Source organism: Metabacillus arenae, from assembly GCF_014773385.1.
GTDB lineage: Bacteria > Bacillota > Bacilli > Bacillales > Bacillaceae > Metabacillus_D > Metabacillus_D arenae.
The window spans coordinates 67,911-87,914 of record NZ_JACXAI010000026.1; the positions used below are offsets into that span (position 1 = coordinate 67,911).

11 protein-coding genes are annotated in these 20,004 nt (G+C 36.6%); 3 read left to right on the forward strand and 8 right to left on the reverse strand.

Annotated elements, in window-relative coordinates:
* Positions 1–93: 93 nt before the first annotated feature.
* From IC621_RS18440 to IC621_RS18450, 3 genes are all read right to left on the reverse strand, one after another.
* Positions 94–1,881, reverse strand: a complete 1,788-nt coding sequence (locus IC621_RS18440) for a glycoside hydrolase family 66 protein (RefSeq protein WP_191160150.1) — start codon at positions 1,879–1,881, stop codon at positions 94–96.
* Positions 1,882–2,423: 542 nt separating this feature from the next.
* Entirely contained in the window at positions 2,424–5,015 is a 2,592-nt protein-coding gene (locus IC621_RS18445; RefSeq protein WP_191160152.1) for a glycoside hydrolase family 31 protein, read from the reverse strand.
* Between the two features lie 873 nt (positions 5,016–5,888).
* The gene (locus tag IC621_RS18450; RefSeq protein WP_191160154.1) at positions 5,889–8,312 is read right to left on the reverse strand and encodes a PAS domain S-box protein; all 2,424 of its coding nucleotides are present in this window, start codon (positions 8,310–8,312) and stop codon (positions 5,889–5,891) included.
* 368 nt (positions 8,313–8,680) lie between these two features.
* Here IC621_RS18450 and IC621_RS18455 point away from each other — a divergent pair, with 368 nt between their 5' ends.
* The 3 genes from IC621_RS18455 to IC621_RS18465 are packed head-to-tail and all read left to right on the forward strand — an operon-like array spanning position 8,681 to position 12,539.
* On the forward strand, positions 8,681–10,261 hold the full coding sequence (locus IC621_RS18455) for a spore germination protein (RefSeq protein ID WP_191160156.1): 1,581 nt from the start codon (positions 8,681–8,683) through the stop codon (positions 10,259–10,261).
* A 33-nt stretch (positions 10,262–10,294) separates the two neighbouring features.
* Positions 10,295–11,386 carry a GerAB/ArcD/ProY family transporter gene (locus IC621_RS18460; protein WP_191160181.1) on the forward strand — a complete coding sequence of 364 codons (1,092 nt, stop codon included), beginning with the start codon at positions 10,295–10,297 and terminating at the stop codon, positions 11,384–11,386.
* Positions 11,367–12,539, forward strand: coding sequence for a Ger(x)C family spore germination protein (locus tag IC621_RS18465; protein WP_191160159.1), 1,173 nt, complete (start codon positions 11,367–11,369; stop codon positions 12,537–12,539). The genes IC621_RS18460 and IC621_RS18465 overlap by 20 nt, the downstream gene beginning before the upstream one ends.
* Positions 12,540–12,729: 190 nt before the next feature.
* Here IC621_RS18465 and IC621_RS18470 read toward each other — a convergent pair whose 3' ends face one another.
* The 5 genes from IC621_RS18470 to IC621_RS18490 form a co-directional block, all read right to left on the reverse strand.
* Positions 12,730–13,941, reverse strand: coding sequence for an MFS transporter (locus tag IC621_RS18470; RefSeq protein ID WP_191160161.1), 1,212 nt, complete (start codon positions 13,939–13,941; stop codon positions 12,730–12,732).
* 897 nt (positions 13,942–14,838) lie between these two features.
* Positions 14,839–16,215 carry a GntP family permease gene (locus tag IC621_RS18475; RefSeq protein ID WP_191160163.1) on the reverse strand — a complete coding sequence of 459 codons (1,377 nt, stop codon included), beginning with the start codon at positions 16,213–16,215 and terminating at the stop codon, positions 14,839–14,841.
* Between the two features lie 96 nt (positions 16,216–16,311).
* Positions 16,312–17,325 (reverse strand): 4-hydroxythreonine-4-phosphate dehydrogenase PdxA, encoded by a 1,014-nt coding sequence (gene pdxA, locus IC621_RS18480; protein ID WP_191160165.1) that lies wholly within the window; start codon positions 17,323–17,325, stop codon positions 16,312–16,314.
* 87 nt (positions 17,326–17,412) lie between these two features.
* Positions 17,413–18,744 (reverse strand): four-carbon acid sugar kinase family protein, encoded by a 1,332-nt coding sequence (locus tag IC621_RS18485; protein WP_191160167.1) that lies wholly within the window; start codon positions 18,742–18,744, stop codon positions 17,413–17,415.
* The gene (locus IC621_RS18490) at positions 18,741–19,514 is read right to left on the reverse strand and encodes a DeoR/GlpR family DNA-binding transcription regulator (protein ID WP_191160169.1); all 774 of its coding nucleotides are present in this window, start codon (positions 19,512–19,514) and stop codon (positions 18,741–18,743) included. Before IC621_RS18490 ends, IC621_RS18485 begins: the two co-directional genes overlap by 4 nt.
* Positions 19,515–20,004 lie beyond the last annotated feature (490 nt).

Sequence of the window (20,004 nt, forward strand, 5' to 3'; positions counted from 1 at the left end):
AAATAGGTGTCATATATCCCTCTTAATAGAGAGAAATATGACACCATAGGTTGAAATCATTTTCCAAAGTTTGGGAGAGACAGAGTTCTTGAATTATTTTTCATACTCTATCACAATCATATCCCAGTATTTAAGACTCGGAAGTGTAAAAGTGACATCATGATTTTTCTGCTTAAAGTTCAATGATATAGGAACACCATTTTTCATGTCTGGCGAAGCTAGCCAAACTTTTTTAATAGGTTTATTCTCTTTAAGCTGAACATTCAACTGCCCACGCTTTTTAGGTTCTGATTGATTTGCATTCGTATCACGCCACTCCAGCGATTCAGCATCAAAAAAGTTTATAAGATGAATGATTTTTTTATGATCTTTTTGTTTTGCAAAGCTCCATATTTTTCCCTTCTCTGGCTGAGAGGAGAAGTTTACCCAATCAGACGATTGAATGTTTATCGGAACCTCCGCTAATTGATCCCGAAGAAGGTTTTCATAGGCCACTAGAAAATCATAATAATTTATTAGCTTTTTTTGCAAAGAGGAATCCATTTTTAAGTTTTCATGTGGAAAATATTCCTTAGAGAGCATATGTTCACCAAGCTCTAAGTGAGAACCGCCAGATGCAAAGATGACACTGTTGGCAAGCAATATACCAGGGGTATTAAATTCTCCCTTCTGGTTTGAAAACTCATAGTTCATATAGGCCGCTAGAACTGTATTATATTTTCCTTCTGAGAATTGACTGTTCTCATCAATGATCCGCTTTAGATCACTGTAATATTTGTGTTGATCCCATACTTCAGTATATAAGAAATCAACGGGAGATCTGCCTATCTGTCTTTGTCCATACTGGTTAACAGCATTCATGACTAAACGTTTATCTTCCATCTCCGATTTTGTATACTCTAAAAAAGGTTGGAAAGATTCATCTAACGCCACATGATTCCCGTCATAATCATAGACATCTCCCCGCATGCCTAGTTGGTCAATATGCCAGCCGTCAAAGGGAAGAGCCTCATAAACCATTTTTTGTTGATCATTTACATATTTTTGCCATTCAGAGTTTCCTGAATTAACTAGAAACACATCGCTTTTCCAGTCATCAGGTAAGGGATGGTAGTCATGGGCATTTTTTTGCTGATCTTTAAATAAACGCCACTCTGTGTTGACACCATCATTTTCAGCTCCTCCAAAAGCTCCGTATAGTAAATTATATGCCATTGCCTTCATATTTCGATTATGGGCAAGCTCGATATATGTTTTAATCGTCTTCAATGAAACAGGACGATTTGATATATCCTGCCAATGGGATGAAGGCTCATTGTTTTCAAATTTAAGTGGCTGATGATGCTTATAATGCCAATCATAAAATTGCAATCCATTAATATGAAATCGGTTCAATCCAGAAACAACCGACTCCATTTCTTCGTTGGACATATCATGAAACTTAGAAAGAAAGCCATATCTCGGAAATTTTGACCAGTCACTTGAAACATCTATCGCAATAGTTTGCTCATCTTTCTCACGATTAGATTCATACTGTACATGAACTAAATACCCCTTAAAATCTTCTGGAGGGGGGTTCCATGTCCATTTAGCTTCATTATTTTCTATCTTTATCTCTTGCTGAGAAATTGTCTGATTTAAATGGTAGTAGGTGATGATTAACTTACCACTTGAGTATTTGTCAGATAGATTGGTTGTAAAATGAACCGGTTTATTTGGTTGATACGAAGCTTTATCAGTTGTTATACTTTGAATGATTTGTTTTTCTTCCTTAGGTTGCTCCTTAGGGAAAAAGTATGACTTCATGGCAAATACCGAGCCGATTAACAGTAATAAGCTAAAAGACAAAATGATTAATAGATATTTCTTTTGTAAAGGCATACGATTTAACACCTCACTTACTAAACCTTTAATTAAAGTTAATAGCTATTATCTAAATAAACTATTAACTAAGAAGTGGCATTTGAATAGCGGCAATCGATGTGTCACTGATTGCTTAAGTTCTCACCTCTCGCCTTCTCGAAGTAATAGACTTAGTTTCAGGCAGCAACAAAGTTTGTGAAAACAGCCAATTAATAGACGCTGATCCAGTTGTTAGATTTCCTGTGCAGTTTCTGATGGTCTGTAATCAGACTGTAGTACTAGTTAGGTTTTTTATACGAGTTTGCTGCGCTGTACAGAGTTTTGCTGCGCAATGTATGAGTTCTGCTATGCTATGAACGAGTTTTCCGTTTTTATGCACGAGTTCTACTTATCTATGCATGCACGACCGCTACTCTATGAACGAGTTTCCTCTCTATGCACGACCCTCTCTGGATACTCCGCTTTTTAGGCCCAGATAATAATTTATCCAACATAAAAGCAATGTCTATATTAAAACAATAGAAGGAACTAACGATTCGGTTAGTCCCTTCTCTAAATGTTTACTTGTTTACTTTCACATTCACCTTTGCTTCAGCATGAATGAGATTGCCTTGGCTGATTTTAACATCTTTCTTCTCATCAGCTGGAATGCTTACATAAAGAGTTTTTGCACCTTCGTCATAGAAGAATGTATTTGTTTTACCTTGTGTTTCTTCTAGTGAACCAACCTCTTCATACTTCGTTCTGCCAGCTCTAACTTTAGATGGTTTTTCCACATTATTTAATTTTAACGTATATTGTTCAAGTTTTGATTCATCGTAGTCTCTTTCTACACGTTTTTGTTCGAATTCAATAGAGTTTCGCTTACGCTCAACCTCAAATTTTGTTAAGTTGTATTTACCTTGCTTGTAGTCTTCTGATTTACCATCATCTTCATAGAATGTATAAGATGCTTCTTCGTCTAAATAAGTATCTAATACTAGGTTTGTTAATGGTTTTTCGTCAGTATATTGTTGGACTTCACGTGTTGGAATAATTGACTCTTTTTTCACGAAAATTGGCAAATGATCAAGCTTAGCTTCTACATTAATTGTTTGTCCGCCTTCATATTCTTTACCAGTCCAATAGTCTGTCCAGTTAACACCCTCTGGCAAGTAAACGTCACGAGATGTTTGACCTTGCTTTACAACCGGTGCAAGCATCATAGAATCACCGAACATGTATTGGTCACTGATATCATATGTTTTTTCATCTTCTTGGAATTGATAGACTAGCGGTTGTTGAACTGGTTTCCCACTGTCAGCAGCCTCCTTAAATTCGTTGTACAGGTAAGGAAGTAATTGATAGCGCATTTCAATATATTTTTTACTGATTTTCTCAACCTCTGGACCGAATGCCCATGGCTCTTGACCTTGTTTCACTTCAGCTTTTGCATCACTATCATAGTGGATACGGGCGAATGGTAAGAACGCACCAACCTCAATCCAACGAGCGAATAATTCTGGATCTGGACGTGAAGCGAAACCGCCGATATCGTTACCTACAAATGATACTCCAGACATACCAATGTTCATGTTCATTGGAAGGGACATTTGCAAGTGTTCCCAATTACTTACATTATCACCAGTCCACAATGCTGCATACCGTTGTGTACCTGCATACATGTCACGCGTTAACACGAATGGGCGAGTACCTGGCTTTTGCTCTTTGAAAGCTTGGTATGTTGCATCTGCCTCATCATGACCATATAAGTTATGGTACTCAGTGTGCCAAATTTTGTTATCCTCTGTTCCGAAATACGTATCAAGCGGCATAGTATGAGAATGTCTTTCATCGTCTAGGAAAACTGCCGGCTCATTCATGTCATTCCAGATACCGTCAATGCCTTCATTTAATAAAACATCATGATTTTTGGCCCACCAATCACGTACTTCTTCTTTAGAGAAGTCTGGGAAAGCAGAATCTCCAGGCCATACTGGACCGATGAACGGTGTACCATCTGCATTTTTCGCCCAGTAATCATTTTTTGTTCCTTCTTGATAATGTCTATAGTTTTCATCCTGCTTTACAGCCGGATCGTTAATTGCAATAGAATGGAACCCAGGCATAGATTCTAGTTTTTTTAATGCTTGCTTGTATTGTTCATTCCAAGTAAACACCCGGTATCCATCCATGTAGTCGATATCAAAATGCATTGTGTCTAATGGAATCTTTTTGTCACGGTATGTTTTTGCGACATCCACAATTTCATCCGCTGTATATCCCCATTTACTTTGGTGCAATCCTAATGACCATTTAGCAGGAACATCCATTTTACCTGTTAATTCCGTATAACGATCGATAACATCGCCAACTTCTGGTCCATAAGTAAAGTAATAGGTTAATTTTCCGCCATTTGCATAGAAGTAGTAGTAATCATCTGACTCACTTGCCATTTCATAATATGAACGGTGTGTGTTGTCAAAGAAAATACCATACGCTTTTTCGTCTTTTAAACCAATGAAAAACGGAATCGCTGTATATAAATATTTAGTATCTTTCGTATAGCCGTAAGCATCTGTGTTCCATAGTCCGATGCTATCACCACGTTTGTTAACATCTAATCCGGATTGTTCTCCAAAGCCGTAAAAATCTTCACCCTCATCTGTCTTTTTAAAGACGTAAGGCTTTCCGTCTTCATAGCCAGACGTACCTTTATCTAAATAGTCTTCATTAATAACATTTCCTTTTTTATCAAGGAATCTTACACCAAATGGCTCCATTTTAATTTCAACAGTAATCTCAGATGTTTTTAAGGTATATTTATCTGTGCTACCGTTTGCACTAAAGCGTGGAGTTTTCCATTCATTGGCTTTTTTCTCAACTCCCGGCGATTCAAATTCCTTTTCGCCTTTTTCCAATACAGAAACCTTTGCTAAATCTTTGTCAAATAGACGGATATAAGCTTCATGTGTGCCTAAGTCTAATTTGACTCCATTCTTAAGCTTTGTTACATCTTGAACACTAAGCTTTTGAAGGTTTTCCTTTTTTAAAGGAGTGTCTGCCTCAGGTTGCGTTACTGCCAGCGCGCTTGGTGCTGCGGCTGTAAAAGCGACAGTAGCTGCAAGGGTAAGGCTTGCCAATACATTTATTGGCTTTTTCGATAAGAACATTTTACCACCTCATTTAATTTTTTTGATGAGTACGGCGTAAATATATCGAATTATAAAACTTACTGTCAATAAAGATTTCAAGCCATATATAGGATAAAGATTATTACCTAACTTCATTGATAAGATAATAATGGAAGCGTATATCTTTTACGTTGAAAACACTTTCAAAAATATCATTAAATTGAAACATTGTATCTATAGTTTTACATAATGTCATTTTATATAGGATATAAGAACTAATTTTCTTAATATTTGATATATTAATTATTCGTGAAATCGCGTTCATTTTCATTGAAATCGCTTTTCTATTAAAATATGAAAATGAAGAAATAGGTCTATGATTTTTAAAATATTGTAAATAGTGTTGATTAAAAAGATATAATTTTCCGAATATTTTTAGATTAAATAAGCTTAAAAACATATATCTTTTACTCATAAGTCATTTCGACCATAAATCATAACGGGTAAATAGATCTAGCATTTAATGTATTGTAAACCAAAGTGCTTTTTTGGAGGTTCTATTTTTTAAGCCATTGATCTTCATTTACGTTTGTAGTAAAATCTTTAAAATTTTTATCAGTAATCTTACTTTTCCTTCCTCGAGGGGCGCTTTGTAAAATGATAAAATTCTCTTTTTTGCATAGTGTCATAATGTATTACAAAAAGGATAGATAAAGCTAATAAAGTTCTGCTTTTATCTATCCATATATTTCACCTTTTATAATGTGTGACATTATTTTATTCTTTGTTATCAAGTCATTTCTTCATAACCTTGACATAAAAGAAAAACACTGAGGGATAAAATCGAACACCTCTACTCCGTCGGGGTAATTCTGACTTGCTATACTTGGAATTAAAAATGTGAATAAGCTCTTAAGTAGGGAGAATAACATCAACTATTGTTCCTTTATTCATTTCACTTTCAATAACAATCTTTCCTTGATGTGCTTCAACAATTTTATAACAGATCATTAATCCTAAGCCAATTCCTTTTTCTTTGATACTATAAAAAGGTTCTCCGAGATAAGGAATACGTTCTTTTGGAATCCCGCATCCTTGATCGATAAAGCGAATGCATACTCGATGATCATCAAGTTTATTAACTTGAATCAACACTTCTCCTCCTATCGACATTGCTTCAATTGCATTTTTTAAGATATTGATAAATACTTGTTTTAATTGGTTCCTTTCACAGGTAATCAAAGGAACTGCAGATTCAAATTCCGTTCTAAATTGAATGTTATTGATCGTTGCTTGAGATTGAAGTAATGCTGTAGCCTGTTTTAATAGCATGTGCAAATCATTGAGTTGAATCTTAACTGCCTGCGGCTTAGCTATCGTTATAAATTCATTAGTAATACTTTTAATTCGTTCCATCTCTGATAACACTATATCTATATAACGCTGATTGTTCTCATTTTCCGTTAATTTTAGTAATTGCATAAACCCTTTCATTGCGGTTAAAGGATTGTTAACTTCATGGGCGATTGCAGCGGCTAATTGCCCAACAACAGCAAGCTTCTCTGATTTCCGTAATAATGTTTCTGTTTTTAACCGTTCAGTAATATCTCGAGAGATAAGCAGTAAAACTTCCTTTCCATTCAATATAAACATACGGACACTAAACTCAGTATTTATTTTTTTGCCTGTTTTCTTAAAAACAAATTCGTTTTGTAAGGTGAAAGAACGTTTGCCTTCTCTGATTTTCTCTATAATTTTTATGAGCATTGTTGAATTTTGAGGAACAATATCGGAAAATGGCATCGAGAGAAGATCTTCCCTGCTATACCCAAATCTTTTACATCCTACTGGATTTACTTCAAGTAATCGAGTTGGATATCGATCCTCATTCAATTCTACTAAGTATACGGCATCAGGAGACTGTTCAAATAGAACACGGTATTTCATCTCACTTTCCTTTAATTGTTGATGTAATTGTTTGAGTTCTTTTTCTATTTGTTTTCTTTCAGAAATATCTCTATAGATTGCTGATAAAAAAATCACATTACCCTTTGAATCCAGAATAGGTGAAAGCGTCAAACTTATTTCGAAAAGACTGCCATCTTTTCTTTGTCTAACTGTCTCTAACTTAGTGGTAATAGATTCTCCAGATATAATCTTTTGAATGGTCACGTTAGACCGATCTATTAAAAATTCAGGTACACATGGTAATTTTTCTCCTACGATTTCGTGTATAGACCAACCCAACATCTTCTCATAAGCTGTATTGACTTGTAAAATATGCCCTTCTAAATCAAATATAATGATAGCATCTGTGTTATGACGAATGAATGATTCTAATCTCTCTTTAGTCGTCCTTAATTCCTCCTCCATCTTTTTCCGTTCCGTTATATCAATAGCTGAGCCGACAACCTCAACAACTTTTCCTTCTCGTTTAATAGGCCTTAGTGAGATGAATATAAAGGTGTTTTCATTTGGCCATGGCAGTTCAAACGTGACTTCTTGTCCTTCCCAGGCTTGTTGATAGAATTCCAATAATCGGGGAATTAAATGGGAAGGAATGACAGAAGAATCCAGAGTTTTTAAATCTTTACCTACCACTTGTTCAGGAGAGACTCCACATTTAGAATAAAACTGTCCATCACATAAGGTGTGGATATAACCTTTATTCTCCTTTTTAAACTTAAAAATACCTCCTTGCTGTTCATGTACGGTTTCCTTTAGTTCTTGTTTTGATTCTTCCAATGATTGATTCAATTTCGATAAATTCTGTGTTAACCGATACAATTTTTGATAGGCTTCCATAAGAAAAATACTGATTAAAAGTCCTATAGAAAGACATAGCAGACGTGTAATTTCGAAAGCGATGGATATTTTTAAGGACGAAAAGAATGTGAATAGAAAAATATGAACTCCTATAAAACCACCCATATAAAGAAAAACACTTTTTATGGGATCAAGGTTTTTGAAATATGTTTTAAATACGGTAAATAGAAGAGCTGTTCCAAAAAACAAAATTTCGCCTAGTACCCACTGATTGCCTCCCATGAAATGATAGGCTATATTAACACAAATGAAGATTGTCGTAATCCATCCAGCAGTACGACCAAAGTAAACAAATGAAAGGATAAAGGGAGCAGCCCGAAGGTCAAAGATCCATGCGTTGTATGTATTTGGGAAAAACATCAAGATAGCAGCAATTATTCCTGCATATAATCCCCCAAACAAATGGCAGTATTTAAAAGTTCTATGTATTACGAAAACTCGGGTGAATAAAGCTAAACTAACCAAGAAGGAAAAAATAGAAAGATTAATGAAAAATTCTCTGATGATCATTTAATAACCTCCTCCTATTCATTACTTTTTAATACCACATTTTATTACTTGGTACTAATTATAATTAAAAATTTCTAATTTTTCAATTATTTTGACTATTTCACGAAGTAGGCTTTGGATTCACACTTTGACCCAGTTAGCAACTTCATATTTATTAGTAATCGTTTTACATCCTCTAATTCTCCATTAAGAATGTATAATCTTGCCTCCAACGCACAAATTAAATAGCAGGGTGATATAAAATGTGGAATATGTTTGTCTCCTATCTTCCAGAATGGAAAGTTTTATTTGGTGCATTGATTACTTTCCTAGTTCCTTATAGTATTTCAAATTTATTTAGTTGGATTCGCTCGTGAGGGAGGATTGTTATGTTTGGATGGAAGAGATTTAAAAAATCCTCTCAAAAGAGTAAAAATCAAGAACAAATCAAAAATGAGAATTTGAACAATACTCAAAATCAACAATTAACAAGTGATATCGACTATAACCTACAAGTTATAAAAGACAAAATCGGTTTTAACTCAGACGTAACGATTCGAACGATTCATATTGGACAGAGAAATATGCGAGCATCGATCATTTATGTTGATGGTTTAGCAAATCAAGACTTAATTAATGAACATATATTGAAACCGTTAATGTTGCATTCCTTTGAAAAGGACACAACTGAGTTGTGGCCTGCAGATCATTCTGGTTTTAAAGAATATCTTAAAAATCATGTTCTATCAATTAGTGCGATATCAGAAGTCAATACATTTGAAGATTTAATTTCTCAAGTGCTTTCTGGGGCAACAGTTCTATTAATTGATGGTTTTGCATGCAATCTAGTCCTTAATACGCAGGGGTGGAAAACACGAGGAATTGAAGAACCGCCAACTGAAACAGTTGTAAGAGGACCAAGGATAGGCTTTACGGAAACATTAAAGGACAATACAGCCTATTTACGCCGATTTACTCTGGACCCTAACTTAACAATACTTAATTATCAAGTTGGAAAAAGAACTAAAAAAAAGCTAATTATTACTTACATAAAAGATATCGCCAATCCCGAGCTAGTTAATGAAGTAAAGAGACGGATAGAAAAGATTGATATGGATGATGTACCGGAATCAGGTTCTTTGGAACAACTAATCGAAGACAATTTTTTGTCACCATTTCCTCAACTTCAAAGTACTGAACGCCCCGACCGTGTGATTGGGGCGTTAAACGAAGGGCGAGTCGCTATCTTATTAGACGGAACACCTTTTGCTTTAATAGCACCTGTTACATTTTCGATGTTTATACAGTCACAAGAAGATTATTATATACGCTGGATTCCAGCGTCATTAACTCGTATGTTGCGTTTTTTTGCAACATTTCTTTCTTTATTCCTTCCGGCTATTTATATTTCATTCGTTTCTTTTCATCAAGGACTTATTCCATCAAAACTCGCATTTTCAATAGCAGGAACAAGGACTGGAGTTCCCTTTCCTACCCTTATAGAGGCTCTGATTATGGAGATATCGATTGAAATTTTAAGAGAAGCAGGACTTCGGTTACCAAAAACGATTGGGCAAGCAGTAGGGATCGTTGGTGGGTTAGTTATCGGAGAAGCAGCCGTTCAAGCAGGTATTGTAAGCCCGATTATGGTGATCGTTGTTTCCATAACGGCCATCTCTTCATTTGTTTTGCCAGGATATCCGATAGGACTAACATTGAGATGGCTTCGTTTTGTTGTGATGTTTTTCGCAGCTACAATGGGGTTATACGGCGTCATTCTTTTCTTTCTATTACTTATCATTCATTTATCAAAACATAAAAGTTTTGGTGTTCCGTATATTGGTCCTGCTGAACCATCTAGTTTGAGTGACTTAAAAGATTTCTTGGTCCGTATGCCTCTTATGATGATGAAAAAGCGTCCAACACTTTTGAATCCCCAGGATCAAGTTCGAAAAGGGAGCAAAGACTAAATTAGGAAGTGACACCTCGTGAATACGAATTCAATGGACCGAATTTCTTTGCTGCAAGCTGTTGTAATCTTAACCTCTACCAATATCGGCGTAGGGAGTCTCATCTTGCCCAGATCTGCCGTCGAGAAAATGGGAACACCTGATGCATGGATTGCAGTCATTCTTGGTGGTTTGCTTGTTATCCTTGCAAGTCTTATTATCACGAATCTGAACCGACGGTTTCCTGGACAAACATTCTATCAATATAGTCACGAAATCGTTGGAAAATGGCTCGGTTCATTACTTAGCTTAAGCTTAGTAACTTATTTAATTGTTTTCGCAGCTTTTGAACTTCGAATTGTTGGTCAAGTTACGCAATTTTATTTATTAGATGGTACTCCAATAGAATTTATCATCATGACGATGATGTGGGTAGGGGTTTATCTCGTTATTGACGGTATAAACCCATTAGCCCGTGTATGTGTGATTTTATTTCCGATTACTTTAGTCATTTTTTTACTGATCATGTGTTTAAGCATAAAAGTTCTTGAAGTCGATCATTTACGCCCTGTGCTAGGGTTAGGTATTCTACCTGTTATCAAGGGAATACCTTCTACATTTCTTTCTTACAGCGGTTTTGAATTTATGTTAATATGGCTGGCTTTTATGAAACAGCCCCAAAAAGCAGGAAAAGCAGCCTCACTTGGTACTTTAATCTCGATGATTCTTTACGTCATAACAACAGTTGTCGTAATCGGAGGATTATCAGTAAATGAAACAAAAAAATTGCTTTGGCCAACCGTTGAAGTTATTCGACAGTATGAGCTAATGGGATTAGTTTTCGAGCGTTTCGAAACGTTTCTTCTAGCTGTATGGATTATGCAAATATTTACTACTTTTGCTATATGTTATTATTTGGCCTCACTTGGTTTGGCCCAACTTTTTAGAAAAAAATTAAATTCTTGCAGTTTCTTTTTGCTTCCGATCATCTATATTGTAGCGATGTATCCTGAAAACATTAACGACATTTTAAAACTTGGGGATATGATTGGCTATACGGCATTTTTTTTCGGTGGAGCGCTGCCGATTATCCTGCTTTGTATTACTTTATTAAGGAGGAAAAGGTATGGAAATGCTTCACCGTAAAAAACATTATATACTTTTCCCACTTTGCTTAATAGTACTGACTGGTTGCTGGAGTAGTCAAGAAATCGAAGAGCTGTCCTTTGGCATAGCTAAGGGTATCGATCTTGCAGATGAAGAAAGCGTGGAACAAGAAATGGACGTCGGATATCCGAAAAGGAATTTAATTACGTTGACCGATCAGATCATTTTGCCCGAGGTGACTGTGGCTGAAGGTCCGCCATCACAGAAGCCTTATCAAAATGTTTCCCACACCGGAGATTCCATTCATGAAATGTTAAGAGAGAATCGATTAGAAAGGAATTCCGTCACCTCTCACCATCTAAAAGCGATCGTCATCGGAGAAGGTATTGCACGAAAAATAAGTATCCAAAATCTGATAAATCAGCTTCTTCGCGACAACGTATCTAGAAGAAGCTCTCTCTTATTAATTGCTAAAGGGAAAGCCAGCGAAACATTAGAAACGCAGGGAAAAGAAATTCCGGGTGAACAACTTAAAGAAATCGCAACGAATGAATCAACAAAACTTTTACAGATGGTAACCATAGGAGACGCATCATCTAAGATGGCGTCTAATCGTAGTTTTTTGCTCCAAAGCGTTGTTAAAGAAAAGGAAGAAAATAAGTTTGCTGGCGCTGCCATTATTCAAGGGAAGACCAAAAAGCTTGTCGGTTTTCTATCGGAGGAAGAGATAGGGGGAATCTCTTGGATAACTGCTAAAGGGAAAGGCGGGCTAGTCAAAACCTATGATGAGGAAAAAAAACAACTTATTGTCTATGAGATTCTATCAATGAAAAGTCGCATCAAACCCATGGTGCAAGGAAATGAAATTTCTTTTGACGTAAAAATCAAATCGGAAGGGCGCATAACTGAAGATTGGCTGTATCCCGGAAACGCTATTGATAACGATCGTTTTCTAAAAGCAGCTGAAAAGGAAGTAGAAGGAAAAGTACGACGAATGGTAGAAGAAACACTGACTAAAATTCAAAAAGAATATGAGGCCGATGTTGCCGGATTCGGAACTCAATTAGGGATTCATTATCCTAGGGTTTGGGAAAAGGTAGAAAAAGATTGGGACAAAGAATTTAGTCAAGTTCCAGTGAATTTAAATGTGAAAATTAACATTAAAACATATAGCGCTAAGGGATCTAAGTAAAATTATTAATTTTCACATGATTTTTAGATTCATTTCAAAAACCCGGGTTTTTAAGAATAAGGGAGTAAAATCAAAAAAAGCCATGAATAACCCTTCGGATTAGTCATGGCTTGCCAGTTTTTATTTACATGGTACCTTTGTTGCTCACAAACTGATTAACAATCTGCTCTCAAAGACACAAAAATTGATGTTAGTTAGACGGTTTTGATTTGGCGTAAACAGTGTTTTTTAAGGATTGTTTTTGCCAAACAATGGTAATGAAGAATGTAATGACCAATAAAACAAGCCCTAGAACGAATGGAGAAAGGATTTGAACATCGTATAGAACGCCTGCAAGAGTTGGTCCAAGTATGTTTCCGATACTCATATAAGCATTATTCAGGCCCATCGCAAAGCCTTGTTCATTTCCTGCCATTTTAGAGATAAGAGTATTCAACACTGGTCGAAGGATTGATGTCGCCAGGAAAATTAACAGCGTGATGCCGAAGAAAAGTACATAGCTTTTCGCCAATAATGAAAGGAAAAAACCAATCGCAGCTACTCCTAAAAAGATGTTTAACACCATACCTTCTCCATATTTACTGACAACTCGATCGACTACAAACAGCTGGACAATCACACTTATTATTCCTGTTGACGTAATCATCAAAGCAATTTGCTGAGGTGTTGCTCCGAATTGGTTATCAATAAAAAGACCGAGAACAGATTCATAAGCCATCAAACCGAAACTCATGACAAGGGTAATGATGAGTGGTATAAAATACGGCTTTTTAACAGATAAAGACAACTTCTGCAGCATAGACTCAGCTTCCTGATGGGTTTCCGTACCTTGTGAGCTTTGAATTGCTTCACTTTCCTTTAAGACAACAATCGAGAAAATCACTGCCACTAAAGAAACAATCGCCGAGATAAGAAACGGTACCTTTAACCCAAAATCAGCTAAGAAACCGCCAACACCTGGTCCTACTACTATCCCGAGAGACATGGCTGCTGAGATAAAGCTATTGCCTTTTGCACGTTGCTCGAGAGTTGTGATATCAGCTATATAAGCAAAGATAGCCGGCACCAATAGAGCAGCTCCTATTCCTCCGATGACACGGGAAGCATAAAGCAGCCAAATGGAATCGACTGCATAAAAAATAAACATAGACAGAGTTAAACCTGCTAATCCAAAAACAATCATTCTTCTGCGGCCATACTGATCGGCCCATTTACCAGCAATCGGTGAGAAAATAAGCTGAGCTCCGGCAAAAATTGCAATCATTAAACCGGCAGCTGTACCTCCCTGATTAATTGACTCTAAATATGCCGGCAAGATCGGAATAATGATCCCAAAGCTTCCTATTGCGATAAACATATTTATCATTAAGATGATCATTTGTTTTAATTGATTTGCTGTCATAAACGTTTCCTCCTTTTCTATATCTAGTGTTCGACAGCTTTTGGAATAGAAAAAATAGCGTGAACGAAAACACTCTATTTTTTAAAACAACAAAAAACTGCTACCTTTTTCTGGATAGCAGGTCGCATTACAACAAAAAGACAGATTACTCCCATCTTACAGAAGTAATAAACTTTTATTTATATAAATGCCCAAACTAACCCTATCCAGAAAAATAATCCGTTTTATATATACGAATGTTTTTAAAGATAGAATTAGTAAATCATAGCTTATCGGTCACCCTTCATTATTATATCGATACAATATTACCTTATTACTTTAATCAAATCAACGATTATGCTCGTAAAATTAAATTTCTTTTTTGAACTCATATTAAAAGAAAGATTTTTCAAGTGAGTGGCTCTCTGAAAAGTTTTTCGAACAGCGAGTATGGTCTGTTAGGCGTGAAAGCAAGCTAGAAACACATGAGAAGTCTGTCCAACGGATTGGAAAATGATGAATATTTATTCAGTTCGTTTTGTTTTATTCAATCATTTAGTTGAACGTGAAATATACATGTTAAATAAATACATATATCGAAAAAACTATTTCATAGGACAGGCTCCTTATTGGAAAGCCTTATTTTAAAAAGATGCCTAACTGCAAACCCATTTAAGTGTTAAGGGAGACATCTATGTTCTTCTTTTTATTTCTTTTACCACAGCATGTCTATCAAATTCGTTTCGAAGTCCAGTAACTTCCTTTTTGGTAAAAGGATAGGTTAATCACCTTACATTTTGTAGGTAATGAATATTCATACGCATTTTTCGGTTAAATGAAAACCCCACTTAAAATAATAAGCAGGGGTTAACTAAAACAAACACATGGACACACCTTGTGACAACCGTCTGTGTCTATTTACACAAACATGTTAGCAACTAAAAGGCAAATTAAGCTTACAAACCAGGCGATAGTTGTTGGAACAGACCAAACCATAATTTGCTCTTTCACTTCTTTTATTCCTAACATTCGGTTTACTACCCAGAAAAGACTATCATTAAAGTAAGAGAAAATCATAGAACCCATTGCAGCAGCTTGTGCTGCGAGTGCCATGTTTACATCCAGCTGTGCCAAAATTGGAGCTGAGATAGATGCTGCAGTGACCATGGCTACCGTTCCACTGCCTTGGACTAAACGAACGACCGTAGCGACGAAGAAAGGAATCAGAACAGCTGGTAATGGCAAGTCCGCTATTTTACCAGCAATAAAGTCTCCTGCACCACTTTCACGCAGTACATTTCCAAGTGCTCCGCCCCCACCTGTAACGAGCAGGATAATACCCGCTGATTGAATGCCTTCTTCCATCCGTCCAAGTGTTTCTGAACGGCTTAGATGTCCTGCGAGAGCGTATATAGCAACAATTACCCCAATGGTAACAGCGATAATTGGTTTACCTAAGAAAATTAAAATACCATAATAACCGTCTGTTAGTTCTAAAGCTGTAAGTGTAGTGTTTAGGAAGATAAATATAATTGGTAAAAAAATTGGTAATAATGACCGTGTTAAAGATGGCAGTTCTTTCGATCTTTCATCAACCAAACCCAAAAACTCTTGATATGAGGCTTTTGTGTCGGGTCTAACGAATCCATCTTCAGAATCATCAGGAATTTGATGGATTTTCGTTCCTAGCCATTTTGCATAGAGAACCCCTGCAATTATAATTGGGATACCAAACATGAGACCCAACGCAATCATTAATCCCATGTCGACTCCAAAAATCCCTGCTACTCCCAATGGTCCAGGTGTAGGCGGCACGAGTGAGTGAGTGATGACAAGTCCAACAGCTAACGACACACCTAATGCGATGACTGATTTCCCCGTCTTTCTAGAAAGCGCCTTCACTAAGGGATTTAATATAACAAAAGCTGAATCAACAAAAATAGGAATAGAAATGATAAAACCCGCTACTGCCATCGCCCATTCTTCTTTTTTCTTCCCTACCAATTTTATTAATGAATAGGCAAGGGTTTCTGCAGCACCTGATACTTCAAGAATTCGACCAATCATAACCCCAAGTCCGATAACAATCCCGATGGATGCTAATGTATTTCCAAACCCCGCTGTAATTGAGTCCGCTACTGCTCCAGGAGCCATTCCCCCAATAATTCCTGCAACGGAAGCGGCGATGATTAATGCTAGAAAAGCGTGAATTTTAGTTTTTAATACAAGAAAGACTAATAGTATGACAGCTACGATTAAGCCAGCAACCATTTGTATGCCTGAAACTGTTTCCATCTTCGAACCCTCCCCCTTTGATGTAAGTGTTTACATTTTAGGGCAGAAATGAAGGATGGATCCCATCCCTCATTTCTGCAAATTGATTTCCTTTATCTATAAACTATTATTTGTGAACTTAGGTCCATACTGTGCAGCAAGCTTAATGCACTCTTCCATACTGATGCTTTCAGCAATGTTTTTTCCTGCAATATCGAACGCAGTGCCATGGTCAACAGAGGTTCTTAAAAAAGGTAAACCATTTGTGATTGAAACCGTTCTATGGAAGTCTGTCATTTTCGCTGCAATATGCCCTTGATCATGGTATAGAGATAAAACAGCATCATATTTACCGTTTAAAGCTTGGAAAAATACCGAATCAGCTGGAACTGGCCCTACCGCATTAATTCCGCTCTGTACTGCTGCTTCAATACCCGGTTTAATTTCTTCTACTTCTTCCCATCCGAATAATCCGCCTTCTCCACTATGAGGATTTAAGCCAGCAACTGCAAACCTTCTATTTTCTACACCTAATCTTTGCAAAGCCTTGTCACAACGAACAAGATAATCATGGACTCTTTCTTTCGTCATCACACCAATGGCATCTTTTAATGATAGATGACGGGTTAAGAAGAAGATTCTCATTCCATTAACTTCAAACATCGTTAATGGATCGTTAGAACCTGCAAGTGCTTCAAGCATTTCGGTATGTCCAATGAAAGGAACTTCCGCTGCTTTTAAGGATTCTTTGTTAATTGGAGTTGTAGCAAGCGCTTTTACTTCTCCTGCCATAGCCAATTCAACAGATTTTTTAATATATTCAAAAGCCCCTTGGCCGCATTGTGCCGAAACTTGCCCATATACGAGCTGATCCATGTCAATGTTATTTAAGTTAATGACATCAACCGTACCAAACTCATATTTGCCTTCTGCTGGAGAGCTTACTTCATTAATTTTCAAATTGGCCTCAACGATTGAAATTGCTTTTTCGAGTACTGCAGCATCTCCAACTACTAGCGGTTTGCACACATCATAAATCTCTTGTTTAGCTAAAGATTTCATCGTGATTTCTGGTCCTATACCTGCTGGGTCACCCATTGGGATTGCAATAATTGCTCTTTCTGTTGTCATAATCTTGTTCCTCCTAATCATTTTTAGAGACTTATTAATGAACTACATAAACAAAATACTGTTTAATTTTTATATATAAAATTTCATCTAATTTTTTATAGGTTGATAATCAGAGCCTTTTAAATTTGATGAAGAATTTTTTGTTATTAAGTGCTTAACGCTTGTATAAATAGCCTTCTTGTCTCCTACCATGCCGCCTTTTGTGACAAGAGGAATTCCATCAAAATACCCTCCGATAAATTTCCCATATGCTACTAAAGGGAGTACCTCATCTTCTAATTTGATCCCTTCTGCCCTTCCAACAGAGCATAGGGATGCAGTTACATCTCCCCCGCTGGAGAAACAGCCGCCAATTTCATGATGGCTTTTTTGAATGACCATTCGAGTAATTTTTCCCAAGCCATCTGCTATTCGTTTAGCCAATAAATCTTGGCTTACCTTTTGTTCATTTGCTAACTCTTCAAGGTTTAACCGTTTCAAAGCTGGAGAATTGGTTGTAATTATTAAAACTTCCTGGTTATTTATTTCCTCTAAGGCTTCGGCTACAACTCTATCTATCTCTTCTTCCCACGTTTCCGTTAAGCTAGCCAACTTCTCAGCGTTCACATAGATAGGCTGCGAATTCGTTTTTTCCATTAGATAATGCAGCTGCTTCCCGCTAATGGACGTTACACTGCCAACTGTCACAATGATTTTTTTATTAGTTGCGGATTGGCTGGTAAAGGCTTTAGCATAAGCTGCGGTAAGCGGACCTGGATCTACCGGAATCATTTGGTAATCTTTAATCAATGCCATCGCATTCGCTATCTCTTCTATTTCTTCATCCATGACAGCGTCTAAAACGAGAATCCTATTTCCCTTGTTTATATGCTCCTTTAATGCTTGTACAATTGCTTTTTCACCTTTTAAAACCGTTTCAAGTCCGATGTGGGAAACGGAATATTGGCTTTGCTTTTGTACAATTTGCGGCACGTTGGATTGGGTAAGCGGAATAACCGGATCTTTTGCTACATCTGTTGCCTGTACGGGCACGCCCTCAACTAATAAGTAGCCTCCTGATGTAATGCGTCCTGAATCAGGGAACGAAGCAACAACCACTGCAATCGATTTTTCGCCGAGTTCAGTTAATACTGTGTCGATTTCAACACCAATATTTCCCCTTACTGTACTGTCAATCCGCTTACAAATGACATCTGCACCCCAGTTCGCGAAATTTTTTAGTACTTTTTGTACTCTCATTTTCGCAATATCTTCTTTAGCATATCTACTATCTGTATCTACACATACGGCATTATAAGCTCCAGATACAAGAGGCTGGTCATAATAAACCATGGTAGCTGCTTCAAAGCCTTGCTTTGTAAGTCTTACTCCTGTTGCATTGGCACCTGTCAAATCATCAGCAATGACCCCTATTTTCATTTGACTTCACCCCCATGAGCTGTTATTACTTGCAGATGTTCTTTTATTTTTCCCTCACATTCATCTGTTATCCCATCATCCGTAATAACACCATAAATGCTTGAAAGATCACAAACCTTTGTGAGGGATTTTTGGTCAAACTTGCTTGAATCAGCCACTAACCATGTTGTTTCTGCTGCTTCTATCATTAGTTTCTTTATGGAAGCCTTCTCAAAAGTAGGTGCAGTGATTCCGGCTTCTAAATGAATGGCATGGGCTCCTAAGAAAAATAAGTCAACATGCAGGTTTTTTAAGATTTGCTCTGTTAAGGGGCCAAATAACGTCCCGACATTATTTTGGAGCTCCCCGCCCGCTACAATAACCTTTACTTCACTATCCATCAGCTCAGCTGCTATTTTTATATCATTTGTAACCACTGTTAAATCTTTTTTATCTTTAAGCAATTTTGCAATTTCAAGTGTAGTAGTTCCTGAATCCAATAATATGGTTGAATGATTCTGGATAAAATTTAAAGCTTTTTGTGCAATTTGCCTTTTTTGATGACTATGTTTGCCTTCCTTAGTATGAAAAGACGATTCAATAATCAAGGGTTTATTAAGAATTGCCCCGCCATGAGTTCGGATGATCTTTTCCTCATCCTCTAAATAAGCCAAATCCCGGCGAATTGTCATAGCTGAGACATTTAATTGCTCAACCAACTGTTCGATATCTATCTTTTCATTTTTATTTAATTGTTCTAAAATCATATTTCTTCGTTCTTTTGGTAACAATATCATCACCTTTGTTATTTTTGATAACTTCGTAATTACATTATGTTCGTTTTGAACATTTTTGTCAACTAATAAATTGCTTTTTATGTTCGTAATTAACAAATATGCTAGATAATAAGTTCATTTTTAACAGAATACTATTATTTTCGGATAATAAAGTGAGAGGCTATTTTGCGCCCGAAAACCTCAAGGTGAAAAGAGCGAATCTTAGTGGGATTGAAGTAAGGCTGCTACAATCGCAGGCATAGGTATCCTGATCATATGTGTACTTTGGCTTACTATAAATATGGTTCTCATTTTTGTTTTAAACCACTTCCTATTTTATTTTTTCCTTTCGAATAAAACAGTTACGTTATTTCCTTCTAAAAAAATCGTATTTATCGTCAAGTAATTTTTTGATTCATCATCACTTTTTGTGAAAATAGCACAAAAATAGGAAAACACGAACGAATTCCTGGCAATAATGTTAGTTACCACAACAAACATTAGG

Coding starts and splice junctions, on each gene's coding strand:
- IC621_RS18470 (WP_191160161.1), bottom strand. CDS start 13,941: ATGACAGCAAATCAATTAAAACAAATGATCATCTTAATGATAAATATG.
- IC621_RS18485 (WP_191160167.1), bottom strand. CDS start 18,744: ATGAAAATAGGGGTCATTGCTGATGATTTGACAGGTGCCAATGCAACA.
- IC621_RS18465 (WP_191160159.1), top strand. CDS start 11,367: ATGGAAATGCTTCACCGTAAAAAACATTATATACTTTTCCCACTTTGC.
- IC621_RS18455 (WP_191160156.1), top strand. CDS start 8,681: ATGTTTGGATGGAAGAGATTTAAAAAATCCTCTCAAAAGAGTAAAAAT.
- IC621_RS18450 (WP_191160154.1), bottom strand. CDS start 8,312: ATGATCATCAGAGAATTTTTCATTAATCTTTCTATTTTTTCCTTCTTG.
- IC621_RS18445 (WP_191160152.1), bottom strand. CDS start 5,015: ATGTTCTTATCGAAAAAGCCAATAAATGTATTGGCAAGCCTTACCCTT.
- IC621_RS18475 (WP_191160163.1), bottom strand. CDS start 16,215: ATGGAAACAGTTTCAGGCATACAAATGGTTGCTGGCTTAATCGTAGCT.
- pdxA (WP_191160165.1), bottom strand. CDS start 17,325: ATGACAACAGAAAGAGCAATTATTGCAATCCCAATGGGTGACCCAGCA.
- IC621_RS18460 (WP_191160181.1), top strand. CDS start 10,295: ATGGACCGAATTTCTTTGCTGCAAGCTGTTGTAATCTTAACCTCTACC.
- IC621_RS18440 (WP_191160150.1), bottom strand. CDS start 1,881: ATGCCTTTACAAAAGAAATATCTATTAATCATTTTGTCTTTTAGCTTA.